Raw genomic sequence first — 19,172 nt, forward strand, 5'->3', positions numbered from 1 at the left:
GAAGTCAGTCCGGTGCCTTGTCGTCGGGATCGGTCCGTGTCGTGTTTTTCCGTTCGGCGGCATTGCCCGGCACCGCCGCCGCCTCGCGCTCGGCGGCGATACGTTCTTCGAGACCGTCCACCAATTCGGACAGTTCACGGTCACGTTTGGTGGGCGTGATTACCTCGCCGGATGAATGTTCGTCAGCGGGATTATGCGACTGTGACTCGTTGTCGGGATTGGTCGTCGTCTCGTCATCGAACTGTGCGCTCAACGTCATCGCCTCCTTGATCTCTGCCCGCGACTCTACGACTCCTACGACGCGTGAGCATCGGTGCTGGTCGGTGCTAGCGCGAAGGGATCGGGTAATGCCGCCGACCGAACTCTGCGACACATCCGAGCGGTTGTTCCGCTGCAGAATGGGTACGTTCGCGCACGAGACGTATACACCTTCGAGGCAGTCTCACTGATCGGAATGGAAAAGTTGTATCAAGAGTCACATTGTTACCGTTTTCGAGCGATATCGACCCAAGAGGAGCATGAATGCGGACAACGGTGAGACCAACTAGGCCGCTGGCAGGCTACGCCGAACGTCGATACGAACGGTCCCGACCGGTTTGGCTCATACTGACCGTGCTGATCACGGTCGAGGTGATCAGCGCATTCGAGACTTCGATGATGTATGCGGCGCTGCCGACTTTCGCCGAGATCTTCGACGCCGACGCTTCGGCTGTGGGATGGTCCGTCACCGCGTTCCTGCTGGTCGCGGCATCCTCTGCCGCAGTATGCGGCAGGCTCGGAGATATGTACGGGCGCGAACGCGTGCTGATGGTCGTACTGGCATTCGCCACAGTCGGCTCGATTGTGAGCATGGCGGTCGGAACGCTCGAGGGCATCATTATCGGGCGTGCCATCCAAGGCGTCGCGGGGGCGATTCTGCCGCTGTGCATCGGTTTGGCCCGCGAACATCTGCCCGTGGAGAAGGTTGCGATGGCTGTTGCGCTGATCGCCGGATCTGCCATTGCCGCCGGTGCGGCATCGCTGGTCGTTGCGGGTGTGATCATCGACCTCGGCGATTGGCGGTACATCTTTGTCGTCACTGCCGCCTACGCCGTCGTCTGCATCATCTTGGTCGAAGTTGTATTGCCGTGGCGCCGTCGGACTTACCATCGACAGCCCGTTGATTTCGCTGGGGCAGTGGCGCTAGCCGTCGCAGTGGCGTCCATCTTGTTGGGGCTCACGCAAGGAAAGTCGTGGGGCTGGGACGATCTTCGGGTACTCAGCCTCCTGGTCGTCGGCGCCGTCATCTTTGCTTGGTGGGTGAGGTGGGAGTTGAACTGCGCATCCCCAATTGTCAACTTGCGCTTGCTTGCTGAACGCAACATCGCTTTGACCATGCTCAGCACGATCGCTCTCGGGCTCGGTCCCATCGGTGTGGTCACCATGCTCATTCCGATCATCATGCAATCTCCGAAAACCTCACCGTTCGGGCTCGGGCTTTCACCCACCACCGCCGGTCTCCTGTCGTTCATCGGCGCGATGGTCGGCATGTTGTTCACACCGCTCGCCGGAAAATTGGCAGCGTCGGTCGGCGCACGCACCGCGTTGCTGATCGGAACCGCATTGTTCCTCGGGGCATGTTCCGGTTTTCTCGTGTTCCACGGTTCAGTGGTCGGAATGACAATGCTGATCGTGGTCGTCTCGATCGCAACGGCCTTTGCATACACGGCGTTGTCGAATCTCCTCGTGGAATTCGTTCCCGAACACAGCACCAGCGAGACCGTCGGTAGTCAGTCGGTTGTGCGAACTGCAGCGATGGCCGTCGGAACGTCGATTACGACAGTTCTACTCGCATCTCTCGTGGTTCCCGGAACGTCGACACCGACGGTTGCCGCGCTCGGTGCTGTCTGCGCGATGCTCGTGGCTATGTGTGTCGTCACGATCATTCTTGCTCTCGGGATCAGGTACGAAAAGCGCTGACATGCAGGTCGTGATTCGGCTGTGACGGCCGCAACGCGCCAACAATCCGCGTAAAAAATCCCGCTGACTGGGCATCCGGACCATCTCGCGCTGCGCCTGCCCTAGCGTTCTACCTCGATAAACCACGTGAAGGGATTTGTTCAATGGCTAAGAATCAGGCACCCCCCGCGACACGGGCCGACGACATCACAGTCGACCTGCTGGTAATCGGGTCCGGTACCGGCATGGCTGCCGCCCTCACCGCAAACGAGCTCGGCTTGTCCACGCTGATCGTGGAGAAGACGCAGTACGTGGGCGGTTCGACGGCGCGGTCCGGTGGGGCGTTCTGGATGCCTGCCAACCCGGTACTTGCAGCTGCCAATGCGGGCGACACCGTTGAGCGCGCGAAGACGTATGTGCGTGCGGTGGTCGGTGATACGGCACCAGCCGAACGTGGCGAGGCATTTGTCGACCATGGTGGCGCCACGATCGACATGCTCTCCCGCACGACGCCCATGAAGTTCTTCTGGGCCAAGGAATACTCCGACTACCACCCCGAACTGCCGGGCGGTAGCGCTGCAGGCCGCACCTGCGAGTGCCAGCCGTTCGACGCTTCGGTGCTGGGAGAGGAACGCGGCCGTCTGCGCCCCGGGTTGATGGAAGCCGGACTGCCGATGCCGGTGACCGGTGCGGACTACAAGTGGATGAACCTGATGGCGAAGAAGCCCACCAAGGCTTTCCCGCGCATCATCCGCCGCTTGTCGCAGGGCGTTTTCGGTAAGTACGTCCTCAAGCGTGAATACATTGCGGGCGGTCAGGCGCTGGCCGCCGGTCTGTTTGCCGGTGTGGTCCAGGCAGGTATTCCGGTGTGGACGGAAACGTCGTTGGTTCGGCTGATCACCGAAGGTGACCGCGTAACCGGTGCAGTAGTCGTGCAAGACGGACGTGAGGTGACTGTGACGGCCCGGCGCGGTGTCGTGCTGGCCGCCGGCGGCTTCGATCACAACATGGAGTGGCGCCACAAGTACCAGTCGGAGAGCCTCGGTGAGCACGAGAGCCTCGGCGCCGAGGGCAACACCGGCGAGGCTATCGAGGTCGCGCAGGAACTGGGCGCAGACATCGGCTTGATGGACCAGTCGTGGTGGTTCCCGGCGGTCGCGAGCATCAAGGGACGACCACCGATGGTGATGCTCGCCGAGCGTGCGCTGCCTGGCTCGTTCATCGTCGACCACACCGGTCGACGCTTCGTCAACGAGGCCACCGACTACATGACGTTCGGTCAGTGTGTGCTCGACCGGGAGAAGGCGGGCGACCCCGCAGAATCCATGTGGATCGTCTTCGACCAGGAGTACCGCAACAGCTACGTGTTCGCCGGCGGCATCTTCCCGCGCCAGCCCCTTCCGCCGTCGTTCTTCGAGGAGGGTATCGCGCATCAGGCGAGCAGCCCGACCGAACTCGCCCGTAAGGCCGGTCTGCCCGAAGATGCGTTCGCTGAGGCGTTCCAGAAGTTCAACGATGCCGCAGCAGCCGGTAGTGACGGCGAATTCGGCCGCGGCGGAAGCGCATACGACCGGTACTACGGCGACCCGACAGTGTCCCCGAACCCGAACCTGAGGCCGCTCGACAAGAACGCTCTCTACGCGGTGAAGATGACATTGAGTGACCTCGGCACGTGCGGCGGCGTGCGCGCCGACGACCACGCCCGAGTCCTCCGCGAGGACGGCAGCTCCATCGACGGGCTGTACGCGATCGGCAACACCGCTGCGAATGCGTTCGGCCACTCCTACCCGGGCGCGGGCGCGACGATCGGCCAGGGACTGGTTTACGGCTACATCGCAGCGCATCACGCAGCGAAGCGGTAGTTCAACCAAGCAATAGAACCACCGAACGGGAGATCAGCGCACGTTTCCGACGCCGGAACGTGCCCTGGTCTCCCGTTCGGCATGCAAGGCTCCGAGCACCGTCATCTTCTCGATTATTTGATTCGATTGTTGCTTGGCAGACGCCCGATTGGGTACGTATGTGGTGGTCCAGTGCACTCACCGATTTCGGCGGCACCGACAATGCTCGAATTCGCCAGGCAATCCGGTGACGACCGAATCGGAAAGCGTCTGTACCCCTGCCATACATACATACGGATCGGAAGGGCAACCTTTGCCCTCCGCTCCGGTCGAGGAGATGAATCACATGTCATCATCTACCCACGCACCGATGCACACTCACCCTGACATCATTGCACTGCGCGAGCGCTACGATCAGGCCGCCGAACAACCAACCGCCCAAGTTGTCGAAGGGCTGATGTTGTTGTCCGGACTGTACGCAGCGGCGTCCGCGTGGATCATCGGTTTCACCGCTCAAACCAACCTCAGTGTCACTAACTTGATCTGTGGTGCTGCGATCGGGTTGCTTGCGGTGGCTTTCGGATCCGCTTACGGCCGCACCCACGGCATGACATTCGTTGCACCGTTACTCGGGATTTGGCTGATCGTCTCGCCTTGGATCGTTGCGGGTGTCGATACCAGCACTTCCATGATCTGGTCCAATGTGGTTGTGGGAGCGCTTGTCTGCGTTCTAGGTCTCGCCACAGCTGCACTGGGAATGGGGCGCGGTCTTGCGCGACGCGAACCGAAACCGCAGTGACTACCGACACGGGTATTTCGCCAGGGCGAAAGTCACGAAGTGCGGTGTCGTTGATTGGTTGAACGACGAACACGGGTTCGGGTCGATTTCGCACACCCACCACAGGCTCGGAATGTCCGTATCACTGACGTTGCCGGCTCGGGTAATGGTCGTCACCCGAGCCGGGAGCGCAGGATCGAAGGGAGTACGGGTGTAGGTCGTCCAGGTGTCGGAACTGATCTCTCTGGGCGTTGAGGCAAGCGACACGTCGAAATGCCAAGGGGCCGTTGCTGTTGATCGGGCAAGCACGTATACCGATGTGGTGGCCGGATGTGATGTTCAGGCAGGCGTCGCGAGTGCCCATCTGACCTTCTCGCCGGCCTTGGCGTCGGGCATCGAGCTGTTCAGTCGGGCATGAGCTGTCCATAGCGATGAACGACCGTACATTGCACCCCGGAAGTCGGATATTATTGGTGCACAGTCTGATTGGTGGGTAGTTTGGTCTCGCGGTCGCTGGTAATGTGCCGTCGACATCGACGGACGTGGGAGTAGGCATGAATCCAGACCCTTTCTCGATTTTCCACGCCCCTCTGAACCCGACAACTTAATGCGGTGGTTCCCTGTTTCCGAGATGATTCGGTGATGATCGCCGGGATCGCACAGGATGAACACAATTTGTGGAAATCGTGTGGGCAAGCCTATGGAAGGTGCATCAGCTGCCTCGCAAGAGTGAAGAGTCGGCGACCGAGCCTGATGACGGGGATCCCCAGAGGAATCAGAATCACCGTCACGCACAGTACGGCACCGACAAGCCACACCACGGTCGCAAGGATTCCGAGCACTGTGCCGAGCACAGCCATGACGATCCCTAGCAGCGCGTCGAACAAACCACGGAGCACACGCATGATGACCTCCTGTCTCCAGTCTCCGCTTTTCCGGACCTGGACGCACTGTCGCCGCAGGTTCTTTTGTCAGCCAACTGGATTGGACGCGATCTCGCCGCGAAGTCAACCCAATCGCGTATGTAAGCGCGCACCTTCGAGTGGTCGGGCCGTCGTCATTCGCTCGTGTCGCGAGCTTCTCACCTATGGCCCACCGTTCTCGGTTCATTGCTTCGATCTACGGTGTTGACGCGCAACGGAATGCCGCGTTGACTGGGCATTACTCTCTGGCCGGGAGGCCAACATGATCATCGTCTTCATGTACGTTCCGGCGGAGGCGCCTGGCGAAACCCGTTCGACCGACGATCATCGAGAAGAAGGAACCGCCATGAGCATCGTGAAGAGAATCAGGCACAAGGCAGAAACCGCCGAGGGGGTCATCAAGAAGACCGTCGGCAAGAGCTTGGGAAACGAAAAGATGGAGGCCGAGGGAAGGTCTGAACAGGCCAAAGGCCAGGCAAAACAGACCGGCGACAAGCTCAAACAGGCGGGACGAAAGTTCAGGGACGCCTTCAAACATTGACCCACCCCTCTTTCGAAGTTTGCTACCGGGGTACATCAGTGGTGCGAAGGTGAGGCGACTGGTGCGAGTACCTGTGAGTGGGCGAAAAGTATGAGTGGACAACAGAATACGAGCAGCCGAATCGCTACCAGTGCAACACGAGACGCACCTCCTCGTTCAGCGGTGCGGTCTCGCGACAAACGCGACATGCGCAACGGAGAGATACACATCCGTTGCGGCGCGGACTGAGCGCAAAAACGAAAGTCACTCTCATCGTCCTGCTTGTCCTTGCGCTCATCCTCGGGCCAGTGCTGCTCGTCGTTCTCTTGCTGGCACTCATTGTTACGGGGTTGGTCGCGGCGGTTCGCGCCGCTGGATAAAGGGTGATGTTCGAGATCCATGGGCGGAGGTGATCGCCGATGCCAACACCCCTGCCGCAGAGCGATACCGGACATCAATCCTGTCGTGGGTGCAAGGCCTCGTTCATGTTCTCCACCCCGCGCGCATGCGTCGACAGATCCGCCCGTGCGGTACGCACCGTAGTACCGCGACTTCGCGATCCTGGCCCCGTGAAGTCCTCATCCGACCTCGATACGTCACGGTCGAGACCCTCCTGAGACGCTTCGAACTCCTCCCTGTCCAACTGGGCGCGGAGCAAGGAGTCGGATTTCGGGGTATTTCGCATAGGAGCATTGTTCCAGACGCCACTGGAAAATTTCTGTAGCGACGAGGGTAGACATTTGGTTCAAGTCGTTGTAAGTTTTCTCTTGCAAGGAAGAAAGAACCAAGAAGTGCGGGAGAAATGAACTACCCGCAAGCGGTACCGCAGGGCAGGGTCGCGTCGAGGCCGTTGGTTGTGTTGTCAGTGTGTACGACCTCGGCAGCCCCTTGAGAGCGGCTACCGGACAGCATGTTTGGGTCCGGGAGCTCGAAAGAGTGCAGTTGTGTAATGGAAGTTCAACCCCGACCCCCGGCGGCCTCTACGGCGCCGGGGGTCCCGTCCGTTAACAGAAAGAGGCCACTCATTCCGGCTGAGCTCCCTGACAGTGCGCTGTCCGACAAGTTCGACGACGAGGACTATCCGGCCTACAGCATGGGCCAGGCCGCAGATATCCTCGGTGTCAGGCAAGCTTTCCTACGCAGTCTCGACGCCGCTAAGCTCCTCGCTCCGCAACGGTCCGAGGGAGGGCATCGCCGTTACTCTCGCTACCAACTCCGGATCGCTGCGCGCGCTCACGAGCTTGTCGCCAATGGCACTGCTCTGGACTCGGCGTGCCGCATCATCATCCTCGAAGATCAACTTGCCGAAGCGCGTCGTATCAATGCCGAACTCCAGCAAGCCCGGCACACCGAGAACGACACCGGCACCGCGCCCGAATAACACCGCGCCGGACTGCCGCCGGTCAGCTCGCGGCGATGTCCCAGATCTGGCCGTGCCGTCGTTGCCGGTCGCTCACGTGGATGTGTTCACGCCCACTCTGCTACAGCTTTTGTGTCGAGGTCGGGAGCGTTGCGCTGCCGTCGATTCGTCCTTCGTCCCCGTCCTCTGACGTTCATCCACGCATTCCGTCACGTTGGTGCAGGGTTTCAGGAATTGTGGGATGGGTAACAGTGGGGAAGGTGGGTTGAATAATAGGAGTGACATGGATCCAGTTGTTTGGACGGAATCCGACGAACGCGAGTCCTGGTGGCGTGAAGTTCTGGGAATCGACAGATGCGGGCAGGAGTAAGCGATCGCGGGCATGGTCCAGCGTTCGCCGCGTAGCAGACGACATTTAGGGGGAGACCGCTCGTGAACCGTCGCGTCGGCATCCCAGTCGAAAGAGATAAGTGCAGTTGACGGCATTATTCGAGAAAAACCCGATTGTCCGCTCTGGTTCTCACGCAGCAGTGTGACGCGCATCGACGCAGCTGAAAACGGGTACCGAAACAGGTAATTCAACCGGTACGGGTAGGTACCCCCTTGCCTCGCTGAATCAGCAACGAAACCAAACAGCGGGTTTTAATCGGCGTCTTCGCTTGACTTCCGAACTCGGGGCACTCGCCGAGCCTTCCGAGGGTGCAGTCTTTGGAGCAGAACGCGTTGCTCGCCGCGAGTAGCATCTATGTCGCGGCGTCGCTGCCCGGTGTCATCCGAATTGAATTGGCACGCATCAGATTTGGATTCTGTTATGAACGAGCCCAGCTGATGGAGCTTTCGTTATCGGATTGGTATCACGGTGAGCTGGAGCAGTGGTAAAGGCCTCCCGGCATTGCGTATTCCGATCGCACGGATCTGCCTAGAAATCGTGCTCAGTTCGAGGTCGTGAGCGATCGTTGAGTCGCGATATCGACCGGTCGGGTCGAAATCACCAAGTCAGGTATGCGCCTGGGTAATTCAGCCGTCGCACGCAGCTTCTGGAAGCGGCATCGTATGGAGTGCTTCCGTCCGCAACGCAAGGATCTGCATGTTTCACCCCCTGATTCCCGACAACTTGGGTAGACACCCGCCCGCCGTTGAGCAGTCTTCGAAGAGCTATCGGTTTGGTGATGTAGCTTCGAAGCCCCCGACGCAGGATCGGGTCCAATGCCGTTTCGCTCTGGATCCAAGTTCGGTCAGGGCTGTCGCCAGCAGATAGCGAGTGTCTCGGACCGACCGTCCTCCCGCGCGGTTTCACGGCGCAACAGTTGGACGTTCGCTTGATACCCATGCGTCCGTGGTCGTGAGAGTCCTAAGTGCACTTCTCGCCATGGCGTGTCTCCAAAAGTCATCCCAACGGGGTTGGTGCTGAAAGCCACGCGGCTCAGCACGCACTGAGTGCCGCCTGCATGCACCTGCTCCGACCACATCAGTCAAGGAAAATATGAGTAAGCACAACAAACGCAAGACCTCCACCACAATTCGTTTCATCGCCGTAACTGCAGGAGTGGGCTCTCTCGTGGGCGCCGGGGCAGTAGTGAATTCCGGTATGGCCGGTGCACAAAGCTGGTCGGCGAGCTGTAACTGGGAGTGGCCGGTAAATGGCTCGCTCTCGCAGGGCTACCACGGAGGGCACGACGGCGTCGACTTCGCCGTTAACGTCGGCACGGTGCTCCATGCGCCTACGTCGGGCACGATCTCTGTTGCCGGACCGAACGATCCGGGTGGATACGGCACGTACATCCAGTTGGAAGCAGATTCGGGTGAGCAGATCCAGATGGGTCACCTCTCCGAAACGTGGGTCGGTGTCGGACAGCGCGTTGCGGTCGGCGACCAGATCGGCGCAACGGGCAACACCGGTAGCTCCACCGGGCCACACTTGCATCTCCGCATTCACAGTGGCGGGGCCGTCGATCCCATGTCCTTCCTGAGTTCGGTCGGCGCGTGTGAAACTGGCGTGAGCAGTGCACCTGCACCTGCACCCGAACCTGAACTTGCGCCTGCACCCGCACCAGAACCGGAACCGGAACTCGCGGCCGCGCCTGCACCGGAACTCGCGCCTGCACCGGAACTCGCGCCTGCACCGGAACTCGCGCCTGCACCGGAACCCGTGCCTGCTGCGGATCCGGCTCCGGTTGTCGAGTCTGAGGTATCCGAACCCGCACCGGTAGAAAGCATTCCGGAGGTAGAGGCTCCCGTATCGGGCGAATCGGTGGTTGTTGCAGCCGGCGATACTTTGTTCGAGATCGGTGCAGAGCGAGGCCTCACCTGGCAGGCGGTCTGGGACATGAACCCACAGATCGTTGATCCTGACCAGATCTTCGTTGGTGACGTAATCAACCTGTAAGTCCATCGCGTCCATCTGGTTCAGCAGCTAGGCGAATTCAGAGTTCAAGTTGATGCGCGTGAGTGCTGCAGCCGGGCCGTACATTACGGCCCGGCTGCTGTCGTGCTCGGCGGCGAAACGCAGTTCAGATATTGCTGAAATCAGAGATCACTTGATCAAATGCACCCGTGCGCCCGGGTGTCACGACTTTTTCGAAAATCGTCAGTACGCACTCGTCGAGAGCGTCCACTACCGCGAGCGATTTTCGGGTGATGGTGTTTCTGCGGGACCAGCGTCCACGTTCCATGCGCGCCAAAGGGATTCCGTCACGCAGCGCCGTTGCCTTTCGGCCTGATGTGTGTGCGAAGAGATACGTCCGGTCTGCGATCGCGACTTCACATCGTTTGTTTCTCCGGCGCATCGCCTTTGGCTTCTGATCGAGGAATGTGCCGATCGTGCCGTCGGGCAAGCGGAGTACGGCAGGATGGCCTTTGCGGAGCGTCAGCGTGTCGCGATCGATCCCGTCGACAGGGGTCGGAAACAACTCGCCACGCAGGATCCCCGCGGGGTCGAATATCGTTATTGTCGAGTCCTCTTCGGCAACTTTGACGAACCACCCGGTTTCTGTGGGCCTGTAATTCCAATTCATGCGGGGGATTATTCCTTCTCCCTTCAGGCCTGCCCCGGGTTGGTGACGTTGCCGAAACCGTACGTCGTTTGACGGGCGTTGTGGCAGCGTGTGACTGTGCCTACCTATCACGACTATTTATGGCTTCAGCCGTACCTGGACAAGCGATTCGCCTTCGGATACTGCGCTGCTGTCATCCCCGGTCGCTCTCCGGCAGAGGTATTGAGTCTTCTTGGTGCCGCGAGTTCGCACTCGGACTCGGACGTGCACTTGGAGGCAGTTGGCGTTGCCGAGGTCGGCGAGGTGGAGCTAGACCTCGCGGATCAGGCCGTCGCAAGCGGACTTGGCAGTCTGCATGTGATCGCGGTTGCAGCGATAGACGGCGATGACACGTTGTTGATCCAGCTCAACGGCGGGTCCTTCGCTGTCACCGAAGCGCTGATGCGGCCGCTGCTACCCGATCGCGAGGTGGTAGCGCACTCTCTCAGCGTCAATGCCGACAGTCAGTTCATCTGGTGGTCGAACTGCGAACGTGTGGCCGCGTTCGAACTGTTTGGATCCGGCCCGGTGATCGGGGACGAGCGAGTCGTGGATCTGATCTGGGAAGTCGGTGGAATCGGAATCGACGACGATGCGCTCAACGAACCGGGCGAGCATGCCATGGAAGGCGCTTTTGCTTTGGCCGAGCGGATCACCGGTGTGGCTGTAACCGCCGAATTGTTTGAGGCAGGACCATTTACGGTCGCAGTTGTACCCGGCGAGGGGAGGACCCTCCAGGTGGATCGTCGCGCTGCCCCGACACAGAACCCACCCTCGCAGTGGCGCGAGGTAGCGCGACACTACAAGGCTGCGGAGCGGATTCCGCTGCACGGAATGATGTTCAAGGAGAGGCCTCCTGGCGGTCGCCCCAGCGCGGAACTCGAATTCTGGTTCAAACCTCGCACCTGTATCCGTCTGGCTGACGACGAAGGAGTGCTCTTTCTGCAGAACCGGCAGAAGCAGACATGGTTCCGCACCGACGGTGTGCTCGAAGTGCGAAGTGGTGGTTACAGTCTCGATATTCACATCACGCAACTTCTCCAGATACACAGGACTTGGCCGGACGCTAGATTCGCCGACCTTCTTCCGCCAGATACGGCCGGCCGGGCAGTAGAGGTCAATGGGCGGCGCGCGTGGGAGTTCGAGATGCCGCCGGACTGGGCAGGTCTTGATTCCACTGTTGCGTTCGACGAGGAAACCGGAATTCCGTTGCGGTGGAAAAATAAAACGTGCACCCACGAGATATCGGAGCTGGAAACCGGGATCGACATGGGCGACGGCTTTTTCACCGGTCCGTGACAGCATATGTTGGCGAGCATGGAGGGCGAGGGACGTATACCGTGTCTGGCGAGCAATCAACAACTGAACCGGTGCCGACCTGGTGTCGGTCGGCACCGGTGCGGAGTCGGAAAACCGATCCGATTGTCGCCCTGTGCTATTGGGATGTCAGCTTGTCACGGACTCGCGCCCTTGGATCGCCGAGACCACAAGATTGCTCTTGGGTAGACTCGTCCCGGAATCTACGGCGTCGGCCCACTCGGTTGTCGTCGTGACCGCTGCGAAGTTCGATTGCAGAAGAACCATGAGTGTCTCGTGCAGTGACTGGGCCGAAACCTGTCCCGCCTCGTTTGCCAAATGGATCGCCCCGGTGGCGTCGGAAAGAATCTCTGCGGAGAACCCGAGTGCCTCGGCCTCCACTGCGGTGCCGAGGTCGCAGTTGTTGGTCATATAGCCGACGATCGTGATGGTGTCGATGTCTTTCGCGCGCAGCCATTCTGCTACATCGGTGCCGGCAAATATGCTCGCGTACTGCTTGTGCACTCGCTTGGTCGCCGGGTCGATATGCCCCTCGAGTTCCGGGTGAAGTGACCATCCGGGTGTCCCTTCGACAAAGACCGGGGCGCCTTCGGGCATCTGGTGCTGAACGACGACGACGGGAACGTCGTTGGCACCGGCAACCTTGACCGCGCTGAGGATGTTGGCCAGCGATTCTTCACGCGGCGGGTACTGGATCTGCAGAGGCCCGTCGAAGTACTCCTGCTGGACGTCGACGACAATAAGGGCACGGCGGGGTGTAGTCACAGTTCATCACTCCTGATGGCAGTTCGGATACAGTTCCGGATCGGCTATCCGGATGATCGTGTTCCATTCTTCGGTAGGTTTGTATGCATCCGTGAGTGGCACGGGTGCATACTTTCGATGATTTTGCGCCACGTCTGGGAGAGCCGATGCGAATCGCCGTGTACGCGTTTGACGATGTCACGATGTTTCACCTTGCGGCACCGATGATGGTGTTCGGTGAGGTGGGTCGCCTCGGACTTGCACACGGCTGGGAAACCCGGCTTTGGTCCGACCGAGCGGGCGCGGTTCGGACCACCGAGGGGTACTCGATCGGCGAGGTAGCGGGACTGCGGACGCTCGACTGGGCCGACATCGTGATCATTCCCTCATGGCCGCTACCACTTTCGCCGATCAGCAAGCTCTTGCGAGCCGAACTTTCCCGAGCGCACTCCCGCGGCAAGCCGATCGTAGGGCTGTGCCTCGGCGCTTTTGCTCTCGCTGACGCAGGACTCCTCGACGGTCGCTCGGCTGTCACACACTGGGACATGATGCCCACGCTTGCCGAACGCCACCCCAGCATCCGCTTGGACGAATCGGTGCTTTACATCGATCATGGCGACGTGATGACGTCCGCCGGGACGGTGTCCTCGGTCGATGCGTGCCTGCATCTTGTGCGGAAACACCTCGGATCCGCAGCGGCCACCCGCGTGGCGCGAAACCTTGTTGTTGCACCGCATCGAGAGGGTGGCCAGGCTCAGTACATCGAGAGACCACTTGCGGAATCTGCCGGCGACACAGCTGTTGCAGACGTGCTGGAATGGGCGCTCGGTCGGCTTGACGAACCGCTTTCCGTCGACCGCCTCGCGGGTCAGGCGCGGATGAGTCGGCGAAACTTCATCCGTCAGTTTCGTCTTGCCACAGGGACTACGCCGGCACGGTGGGTTCAAGAACAACGACTGGGTGAGGCTCGAGTTCTCCTGGAGACGACAGACTGGAGTATCGATGCCATTGCAGGCGCGTGTGGGTTCGGGAGCGCTGTCACCTTCCGGCAGAACTTCGTATCCGCGTTCGCAACCACTCCTTCCTCGTACCGGAAGCAGTTCGCCGACCACTCTGGCAATGGTTGTGTCGACGCAGTCTCAACGTCGGCTAGGCGAAATGAGTAACTGTCGCGGTCAATTACGACAGCTGTCACGGACAGGCTGGAACTGCGCCGGTAAAACAGTTTCAGTTCCTGGTAGGCGCTGTCGGCGCATCGCTCGGATGTGAACTAGACCACTCTGCGTTTACGTTCAGGCACGGTGGGGCGGTTACGGTTTGGTCCGCCGACGAGATGTTCACACCTGAGGTCGGCGGACCACCTGAGTTGCGCACTGGCCTACGTTCCCTGCAGTCCGCTCGCTCGAATGTCTGAACGCTTTCGGCCCATATGCGGGACCAAGGTCTTCAACTCGGGTTGGTTGTGGCACACTTCCAGCTATGTGGTGGATTGTCGGAATTGTCGTAGTTTGGATCGTCCTGGGAGCATTAGTGGGGCTCTGGATAGGTCGGTCGATCAGCCACACCGATCTCGAGGAATCGGCCGCCGAACTGCGCCGTACAGCGAATCACGACAAGCAGCCGAATCGTTGCGGGGACTAGAGGGGGCAGGTGAGTGCGAACGACGGCGGTCGTCAGGTAAGTGGCTTACCGCCGGTAACTCCGATGACTTCACCTGTGGTGTAACTGGATTCGCCGGACGCGAGGAACACGTAGGCCGGTGCGAGTTCGGCAGGCTGGCCGGCTCGCCCGAGCGGTACGTCGTCCCCGAATGTCTCGAACTTCTCCTTGGGCATCGTCGCCGGAATCAACGGGGTCCAGATCGGCCCTGGAGCAACGGCATTGACTCTGATCCCTTTCTTGGCGACGTCGGCGGCCAGTCCTTTCGTGAAGTCGATGATGCCGGCTTTGGTGGTGGCGTAGTCAAGGAGCTCAGGCGAGGGAGCGGCGCCTTGGATGGATGATGTATTGACGATCGTTGATCCTGGCTTCATCACGGCAATCGCATTTTTGCAAAGCCAGAAGAGTGCGTAGAGGTTCGTTTTCATCACGCGATCGAATTGTTCGGTGGTGATGTCGGCGATCCCGCCGAGCTGCACCATCTGAAAGGCCGCATTGTTCACCAGGATATCGAGGCCGCCGAGTTCGCGGACGGCAGTCTCCACAAGTGCAGCGCAGTGCTCTTCGGATCGGAGATCGCCTGGGACTCCCACCGCTTTCCGGCCCGCCCGCTCGACCCAGTGGGCTGTTTCCCGCGCATCTGCTTCTTCCTCGTCGAGATAACTCAGCACCACATCTGCACCTTCACGAGCGAAGGCGATCGCTACTGCTCGCCCGATTCCGGAATCTGATCCCGTAATGATCGCGCGGCGCCCCTCGAGACGTCCGGTACCGCGGTAGGTGTGTTCGCCGTGGTCGGGGGTAGTGACCACCTCAGCCGTGAGGCCGGGGTGCGTTATCTCCGGTTGCCGGTCGCGTATCGGCGCGGGATATTGAGTGGTGGGATCCTGCATTGCGTACTGGTCAGGCATGTTGAACCTCCGCGTGCTTTCCGGTTAATCAGGCTCTGGATCGAGAGCCCTGCCTTTCGTCGATGTCGTCGGATGGTCGTTCGCCCGTCATGCATTGACGGCGAGGTCGTGTTCGGTGTCGGTGAGATCGCGGACGGTGCCGTTGGCCGCAGAATCTGTGAGCGTAGTGAGAAATGAGTGGGCCCACCTGTGGACGTCGTGGGACATGACTTGACGGTGCAGGGCGGACATGCGGCGTCGTCCTGATTCTGCATCTTGGTGGAGCGCCGTCATGATCATATTCTTCACACCGTCGAGATCATGAGGGTTTACCAAGTAGGATTGTCGCAATTCCATTGCAGCGCCGGTGAACTCACTCAAAACGAGTGCACCGCCAAGGTCGCCGCGGCAGGCTACGTACTCCTTGGCAACCAAGTTCATTCCGTCGCGTTTCGGCGTGACAAGCATGACGTCGGCAGCCACGAACAGTGCGATCAGCTCGTCTCGTGAGACCGGTTGATACAGATAGTGCACGATCGGGTGACCGATCTGAGCATGGTCACCGTTGATATGCCCCACGTGTTCCTCGATGACACCGCGGAGATCGATGTAGTGCTGCACGCGTTCGCGACTGGGGGTGGCCAGTTGCACCATGACCGTGTGCTCGGCATCGAGACGTCCTTCGTCGAGTAGTTCTTTGATCGCTTCGAGTCGAAGGTCGATGCCTTTGGTGTAGTCCAGCCGGTCCACGCCGAGAAGGATTTTGTCGGGGTTTCCGAGTTCCCGCCGGAGCTCGATGGCGCGAGCAACAATCGTGTCTTCCTTGGCTGCGGCTTCGAGTTCGTGTGAATCCACGGAGATGGGGAAGGCGCCTATATTGACGATTCGATCGTGGGTGTGGACCTGTCCCAGAACGCTCCCTACTTCCGTTCGGGTGGTCTCCAATTCGAGAAGTCGGTGTGCGAGAAAAAGGAAGTTGTTGGCGCCGCCGGGTAGATGAAAACCGATGAGGTCGGCACCGAGCATGCCTTCGATAATTTCTCGGCGCCACGGCAGCTGCATGAACAGTTCGACTGGTGGAAAGGGGATGTGCAGGAAGAACCCGATCTCGAGATCGGGGCGCAATTCGCGCAGTATCTTCGGTACGAGTTGCAGCTGATAATCCTGTATCCAGACCGTCGCTCCGGGAGCGGCGCATCGTGCAGCTTCCTCGGCAAATCTGCGGTTGACTGCAGAGTACGAACCCCACCAGTCTCGATCGTAGGTAGGCGGTACCAACACGTCGTGATACAGAGGCCAAAGGGTGTCATTCGAGAAACCTTCGTAGTATTCCGCAACCTCCTGCGACGACAACGAGACTGGGTACAGCGCCAAGCCGTCTTCCGTGAAGTGCTCGACGTGTTCGTCCGGCACTCCGGGCCAGCCCACCCACGCACCACTTTTTGCTCGCAAAATCGGTTCCAAAGCCGTCACCAAACCGCCAGGACTTCGTCTCCATGATGTGGTGCCGTCGGGACGGCGTTCCAAATCGACAGGTAGGCGGTTGGCGACCACGACGAAGTCCGCGTGGCCCTCGCCATTTTGGCGAATGTTGTTCATGAGGAGGTTCTTTCCGTTGCGGAAGCGGATACGAAAGCTCCAGCTTCCGATAGGGAGCTGAAGACATCGATCCTGGTATCGAATTCCATCAGTTCGAGTAACCGTATGGTCCTGTGATCGGTTGCGAGCGCCCAGGTGATGCCGAGTCTGTTCACGCGCGCTGCCAGAGCGCTCAGGATGGACAGTTCAGCAGTGCTGCGAAAGTGGCAGTTGGTGCAGTCGATGACAAAGGGGCGTCCTTCATCGCTGATGTCTTGCAGGTGAGCGCCTAACGAAGCCAGAGACGTTGCGTCGATTTCGCCGCGAACACAGAGGGCGGTGACCCCGTTGATCTCGGACAAACTGGCAAACAACACGTCAGAGGGGTATGCCGGGTCATGTGAATTTCCAAGCGCACCGGCAAGGCTTGTCAGCTCTGGGCGATGCGTAGCATCAGCTCGATCGTCCGAGGCTCGGCTTGCGGTGTCACGCCCGCCATCGTGTCCGGATGGGATGTCTGTGGTTGTCATGCTGCCCCCGAGGTGAGAGTGTGTCACCGCATTCGTGTGCATTTCACCCCTGCGGTGGCATCGACGCTTCAGTTCTGTTCACTCTTCTCTTGCCATTCTTCGACAGGAACGCCGAGATGGTCGGCTAGACGGTTCATCGTTGCGGCAATCTGCTCCTCCGTGACCCTTGGGAATTGCGCCGCTTGGCGGAACTCCGCGTCCTTGACGCCGGACCAGTCGTATACCTGGGTGAGGCCGGTGCTGCCTTCCGACACGACGTCGAGCCGCCACGACCAACGCGTGCCGCGAGGCTTCATGCCTTGGCGGTTCGGAATCCAGCCGATCTCTTCGTTGACTCGGTATACGAATACGGTGTTCTCCATGACGTACTCACCGAGTGCCGGCTGATACATCTGCATCGTGAACGTGTCGCCGACACCGTTCAGCGGCTTCGGATCGATTGCTCCTCTGAGCATGTCGGAGCCATCGATCGTTGCCTGTACCTCGGGGTTCGCCAGCGCGGCGAATATAGACGAGGTGGGTGCGCCGATGACGCGCCGGACGATGAGTTCGTCGGGCATGTGGGACTCGCTTTCATTGATAGACAAAGGTTTTCGTGCTCTATCGCCAGCCGAGGCGTACGGCTCCTTCGTGAAGTGGGTGCCGTTTTTTTCGCGGTCGTGTCCTCCAGCTTCCCGCCACCCGCACGCGTCGTCTTTCTGTCTGTCTGTCAACTACCAAAATCTATACCAGCACGCATAGATAATTGGCAATACTGCGATCGTAAATGACCATCTGAACTGGCCTCGGAACGCCGAACTGGGCGGAAAATGTCGACTGGAACGCCCAGTGACGGCTCGACTGCCCAACTTCTTCGCACAAAATCTGTATTGTGGCGGTTAGATTTACTGTGCGCGACGAACCGAGCGGTCGACGACGAGAGCCTGGCGAGTACGTAGTCGGATCGAACTCTTTCGTTGATCGCTGTGGTGAATTACGAATCTATATCGGGAGGCTTGAAACATGTTGGTACGCAGAATCGCTCGTCCGTTGCTCTCTACGTTTTTCATCGCAGGAGGAATCGATGCGCTGCGTGATCCTGCCCAGCGAGCAGTTCAAGCGGCGCCATTGATCGACAAATGTGTCGCGACGTTACCCGAAGCGGTCAAGCAGAAGATCCCTGCTGATCCGGAAACGCTCGTCAAGATCAACTCTGCAATCCAGATCGGAGGTGGTGTGTTGCTGGCCAGCGGCAAAGCGCCCCGCCTTGCGTCGATAGCCCTCGCTGGCAGCCTGGTGCCCACCACGCTCGTCGGTCACGATTTTTGGAACGAGACCGATCCCTCGGTGCGCGCGATGCAGCGTACGCAGTTTCTCAAGAATGTCAGCTTGCTCGGTGGGTTGATAATCGCATCCGTCGACACCGAAGGAAAACCATCTCTGGGGTGGCGCGGACGTCGCGCCGCAAAAAAGGCGCGGGCATCGGTTGTCGCTGCACTTCCGCTGGTCGCGGCACAGGGCCATAACGCTGGTTCTCGTGTCGAACATGCAATGGCTGTGGCATCGGAGCGTGGCTCCGAACTCGGCGACACTGCCAAAGCGCACGGTACGGATTGGATCGAACTGGCCAAGGAACGGGGTTCGGGGATTGCGGAGATCGCAAGCAAACGAGCAGCGGAACTTGGCGAAGCTACAAAGGAGCGCGGGCCGGATCTCTTGGAGGTCGCGCAGAAGCGTGGCTCCGAACTGGCAGAGATGGCGCGCGAGCGAGGCTCCGAACTCGCCGATTCGGCTTTGGAGCGTGGCACCGAACTCGCCGAGACCGCGCGCGAGCGTCGGGCTGAACTGGCAGACTTGACGCGCAAACACAGTGCCGAGATCGCAGAACTTGCACGCGCGAAGAGCAACGACTGGGCCGAGGTTGTATCCGAACAAACCGAGGTGCAGGGAAAGCGCGCACGTAAACGTGCGGAGGCAGCACTCGAAAAGGTTCGCGCCAAGAAGGACGAATTGGCACACTGAATATGTTGAAGAATAGGTCAGGCCACCTTCGGCCGGCCTGACCTATTCAGGGTGCATGTGG

General features: G+C 59.9%; 18 protein-coding genes. 10 read left to right on the forward strand and 8 right to left on the reverse strand.

Features of this window, described 5'->3' with window-relative positions:
- Window positions 1-4: 4 nt before the first annotated feature.
- Window positions 5-259: a hypothetical protein gene (locus RG2_RS01220; protein ID WP_116538712.1), complete on the reverse strand. Its 255-nt coding sequence runs from the start codon at window positions 257-259 to the stop codon at window positions 5-7.
- A gap of 263 nt (window positions 260-522) precedes the next feature.
- On the opposite strand from RG2_RS01220, the gene RG2_RS01225 reads away from it, so the two are divergent.
- From RG2_RS01225 to RG2_RS01240, 4 genes are all read left to right on the forward strand, one after another.
- Window positions 523-1,959, forward strand: coding sequence for an MFS transporter (locus RG2_RS01225; protein ID WP_095886958.1), 1,437 nt, complete (start codon window positions 523-525; stop codon window positions 1,957-1,959).
- Between the two features lie 143 nt (window positions 1,960-2,102).
- On the forward strand, window positions 2,103-3,800 hold the full coding sequence (locus RG2_RS01230; RefSeq protein ID WP_033231617.1) for a 3-ketosteroid-delta-1-dehydrogenase: 1,698 nt from the start codon (window positions 2,103-2,105) through the stop codon (window positions 3,798-3,800).
- Between the two features lie 325 nt (window positions 3,801-4,125).
- Window positions 4,126-4,578: an SPW repeat protein gene (locus RG2_RS01235; protein ID WP_174557321.1), complete on the forward strand. Its 453-nt coding sequence runs from the start codon at window positions 4,126-4,128 to the stop codon at window positions 4,576-4,578.
- A gap of 205 nt (window positions 4,579-4,783) precedes the next feature.
- Window positions 4,784-4,975 (forward strand): hypothetical protein, encoded by a 192-nt coding sequence (locus RG2_RS01240; RefSeq protein ID WP_033231615.1) that lies wholly within the window; start codon window positions 4,784-4,786, stop codon window positions 4,973-4,975.
- A gap of 280 nt (window positions 4,976-5,255) precedes the next feature.
- On the opposite strand, the gene RG2_RS01245 is transcribed toward RG2_RS01240, so the two are convergent.
- Window positions 5,256-5,462 carry a hypothetical protein gene (locus RG2_RS01245; protein ID WP_033231614.1) on the reverse strand — a complete coding sequence of 69 codons (207 nt, stop codon included), beginning with the start codon at window positions 5,460-5,462 and terminating at the stop codon, window positions 5,256-5,258.
- A gap of 364 nt (window positions 5,463-5,826) precedes the next feature.
- On the opposite strand from RG2_RS01245, the gene RG2_RS01250 reads away from it, so the two are divergent.
- The 3 genes from RG2_RS01250 (at window position 5,827) to RG2_RS01275 (ending at window position 9,746) form a co-directional block, all read left to right on the forward strand.
- A complete protein-coding gene (locus RG2_RS01250) occupies window positions 5,827-6,021 on the forward strand; it encodes a CsbD family protein (RefSeq protein WP_033231811.1) in 195 nt (64 codons plus the stop codon).
- Window positions 6,022-6,949: 928 nt separating this feature from the next.
- Window positions 6,950-7,381, forward strand: a complete 432-nt coding sequence (locus RG2_RS01265) for a MerR family transcriptional regulator (protein WP_371851288.1) — start codon at window positions 6,950-6,952, stop codon at window positions 7,379-7,381.
- Window positions 7,382-8,843: 1,462 nt separating this feature from the next.
- Window positions 8,844-9,746 carry a peptidoglycan DD-metalloendopeptidase family protein gene (locus tag RG2_RS01275; RefSeq protein WP_230589997.1) on the forward strand — a complete coding sequence of 301 codons (903 nt, stop codon included), beginning with the start codon at window positions 8,844-8,846 and terminating at the stop codon, window positions 9,744-9,746.
- A gap of 124 nt (window positions 9,747-9,870) precedes the next feature.
- Here RG2_RS01275 and RG2_RS01280 read toward each other — a convergent pair whose 3' ends face one another.
- Window positions 9,871-10,374 carry a hypothetical protein gene (locus tag RG2_RS01280; RefSeq protein WP_033231610.1) on the reverse strand — a complete coding sequence of 168 codons (504 nt, stop codon included), beginning with the start codon at window positions 10,372-10,374 and terminating at the stop codon, window positions 9,871-9,873.
- Window positions 10,375-10,470: 96 nt separating this feature from the next.
- On the opposite strand from RG2_RS01280, the gene RG2_RS01285 reads away from it, so the two are divergent.
- Entirely contained in the window at window positions 10,471-11,691 is a 1,221-nt protein-coding gene (locus RG2_RS01285) for a DUF6461 domain-containing protein (RefSeq protein WP_133637937.1), read from the forward strand.
- Window positions 11,692-11,838: 147 nt separating this feature from the next.
- On the opposite strand, the gene RG2_RS01290 is transcribed toward RG2_RS01285, so the two are convergent.
- Window positions 11,839-12,474 (reverse strand): cysteine hydrolase family protein, encoded by a 636-nt coding sequence (locus RG2_RS01290; RefSeq protein WP_033231608.1) that lies wholly within the window; start codon window positions 12,472-12,474, stop codon window positions 11,839-11,841.
- 146 nt (window positions 12,475-12,620) lie between these two features.
- Here RG2_RS01290 and RG2_RS01295 point away from each other — a divergent pair, with 146 nt between their 5' ends.
- The gene (locus tag RG2_RS01295; protein WP_051730261.1) at window positions 12,621-13,619 is read left to right on the forward strand and encodes a GlxA family transcriptional regulator; all 999 of its coding nucleotides are present in this window, start codon (window positions 12,621-12,623) and stop codon (window positions 13,617-13,619) included.
- A 507-nt stretch (window positions 13,620-14,126) separates the two neighbouring features.
- Here RG2_RS01295 and RG2_RS01300 read toward each other — a convergent pair.
- From RG2_RS01300 to RG2_RS01315, 4 genes are all read right to left on the reverse strand, one after another.
- Entirely contained in the window at window positions 14,127-15,023 is an 897-nt protein-coding gene (locus RG2_RS01300) for an SDR family oxidoreductase (RefSeq protein WP_033231606.1), read from the reverse strand.
- Window positions 15,024-15,110: 87 nt separating this feature from the next.
- On the reverse strand, window positions 15,111-16,601 hold the full coding sequence (locus RG2_RS01305; RefSeq protein WP_051730260.1) for an alpha,alpha-trehalose-phosphate synthase (UDP-forming): 1,491 nt from the start codon (window positions 16,599-16,601) through the stop codon (window positions 15,111-15,113).
- Complete coding sequence (locus tag RG2_RS31220) at window positions 16,598-17,110, reverse strand: STAS domain-containing protein (RefSeq protein ID WP_165826236.1); 513 nt, start codon at window positions 17,108-17,110, stop codon at window positions 16,598-16,600. Before RG2_RS31220 ends, RG2_RS01305 begins: the two co-directional genes overlap by 4 nt.
- Before the next feature lie 68 nt (window positions 17,111-17,178).
- The gene (locus RG2_RS01315; RefSeq protein ID WP_051730259.1) at window positions 17,179-17,670 is read right to left on the reverse strand and encodes an SRPBCC family protein; all 492 of its coding nucleotides are present in this window, start codon (window positions 17,668-17,670) and stop codon (window positions 17,179-17,181) included.
- Window positions 17,671-18,112: 442 nt separating this feature from the next.
- On the opposite strand from RG2_RS01315, the gene RG2_RS01320 reads away from it, so the two are divergent.
- Window positions 18,113-19,111 carry a DoxX family protein gene (locus tag RG2_RS01320; RefSeq protein WP_033231604.1) on the forward strand — a complete coding sequence of 333 codons (999 nt, stop codon included), beginning with the start codon at window positions 18,113-18,115 and terminating at the stop codon, window positions 19,109-19,111.
- Window positions 19,112-19,172 lie beyond the last annotated feature (61 nt).

It is taken from the genome of Rhodococcus globerulus NBRC 14531 (assembly GCF_001894805.1).
GTDB classification, from domain to species: Bacteria; Actinomycetota; Actinomycetes; order Mycobacteriales; family Mycobacteriaceae; genus Rhodococcus_F; species Rhodococcus_F globerula.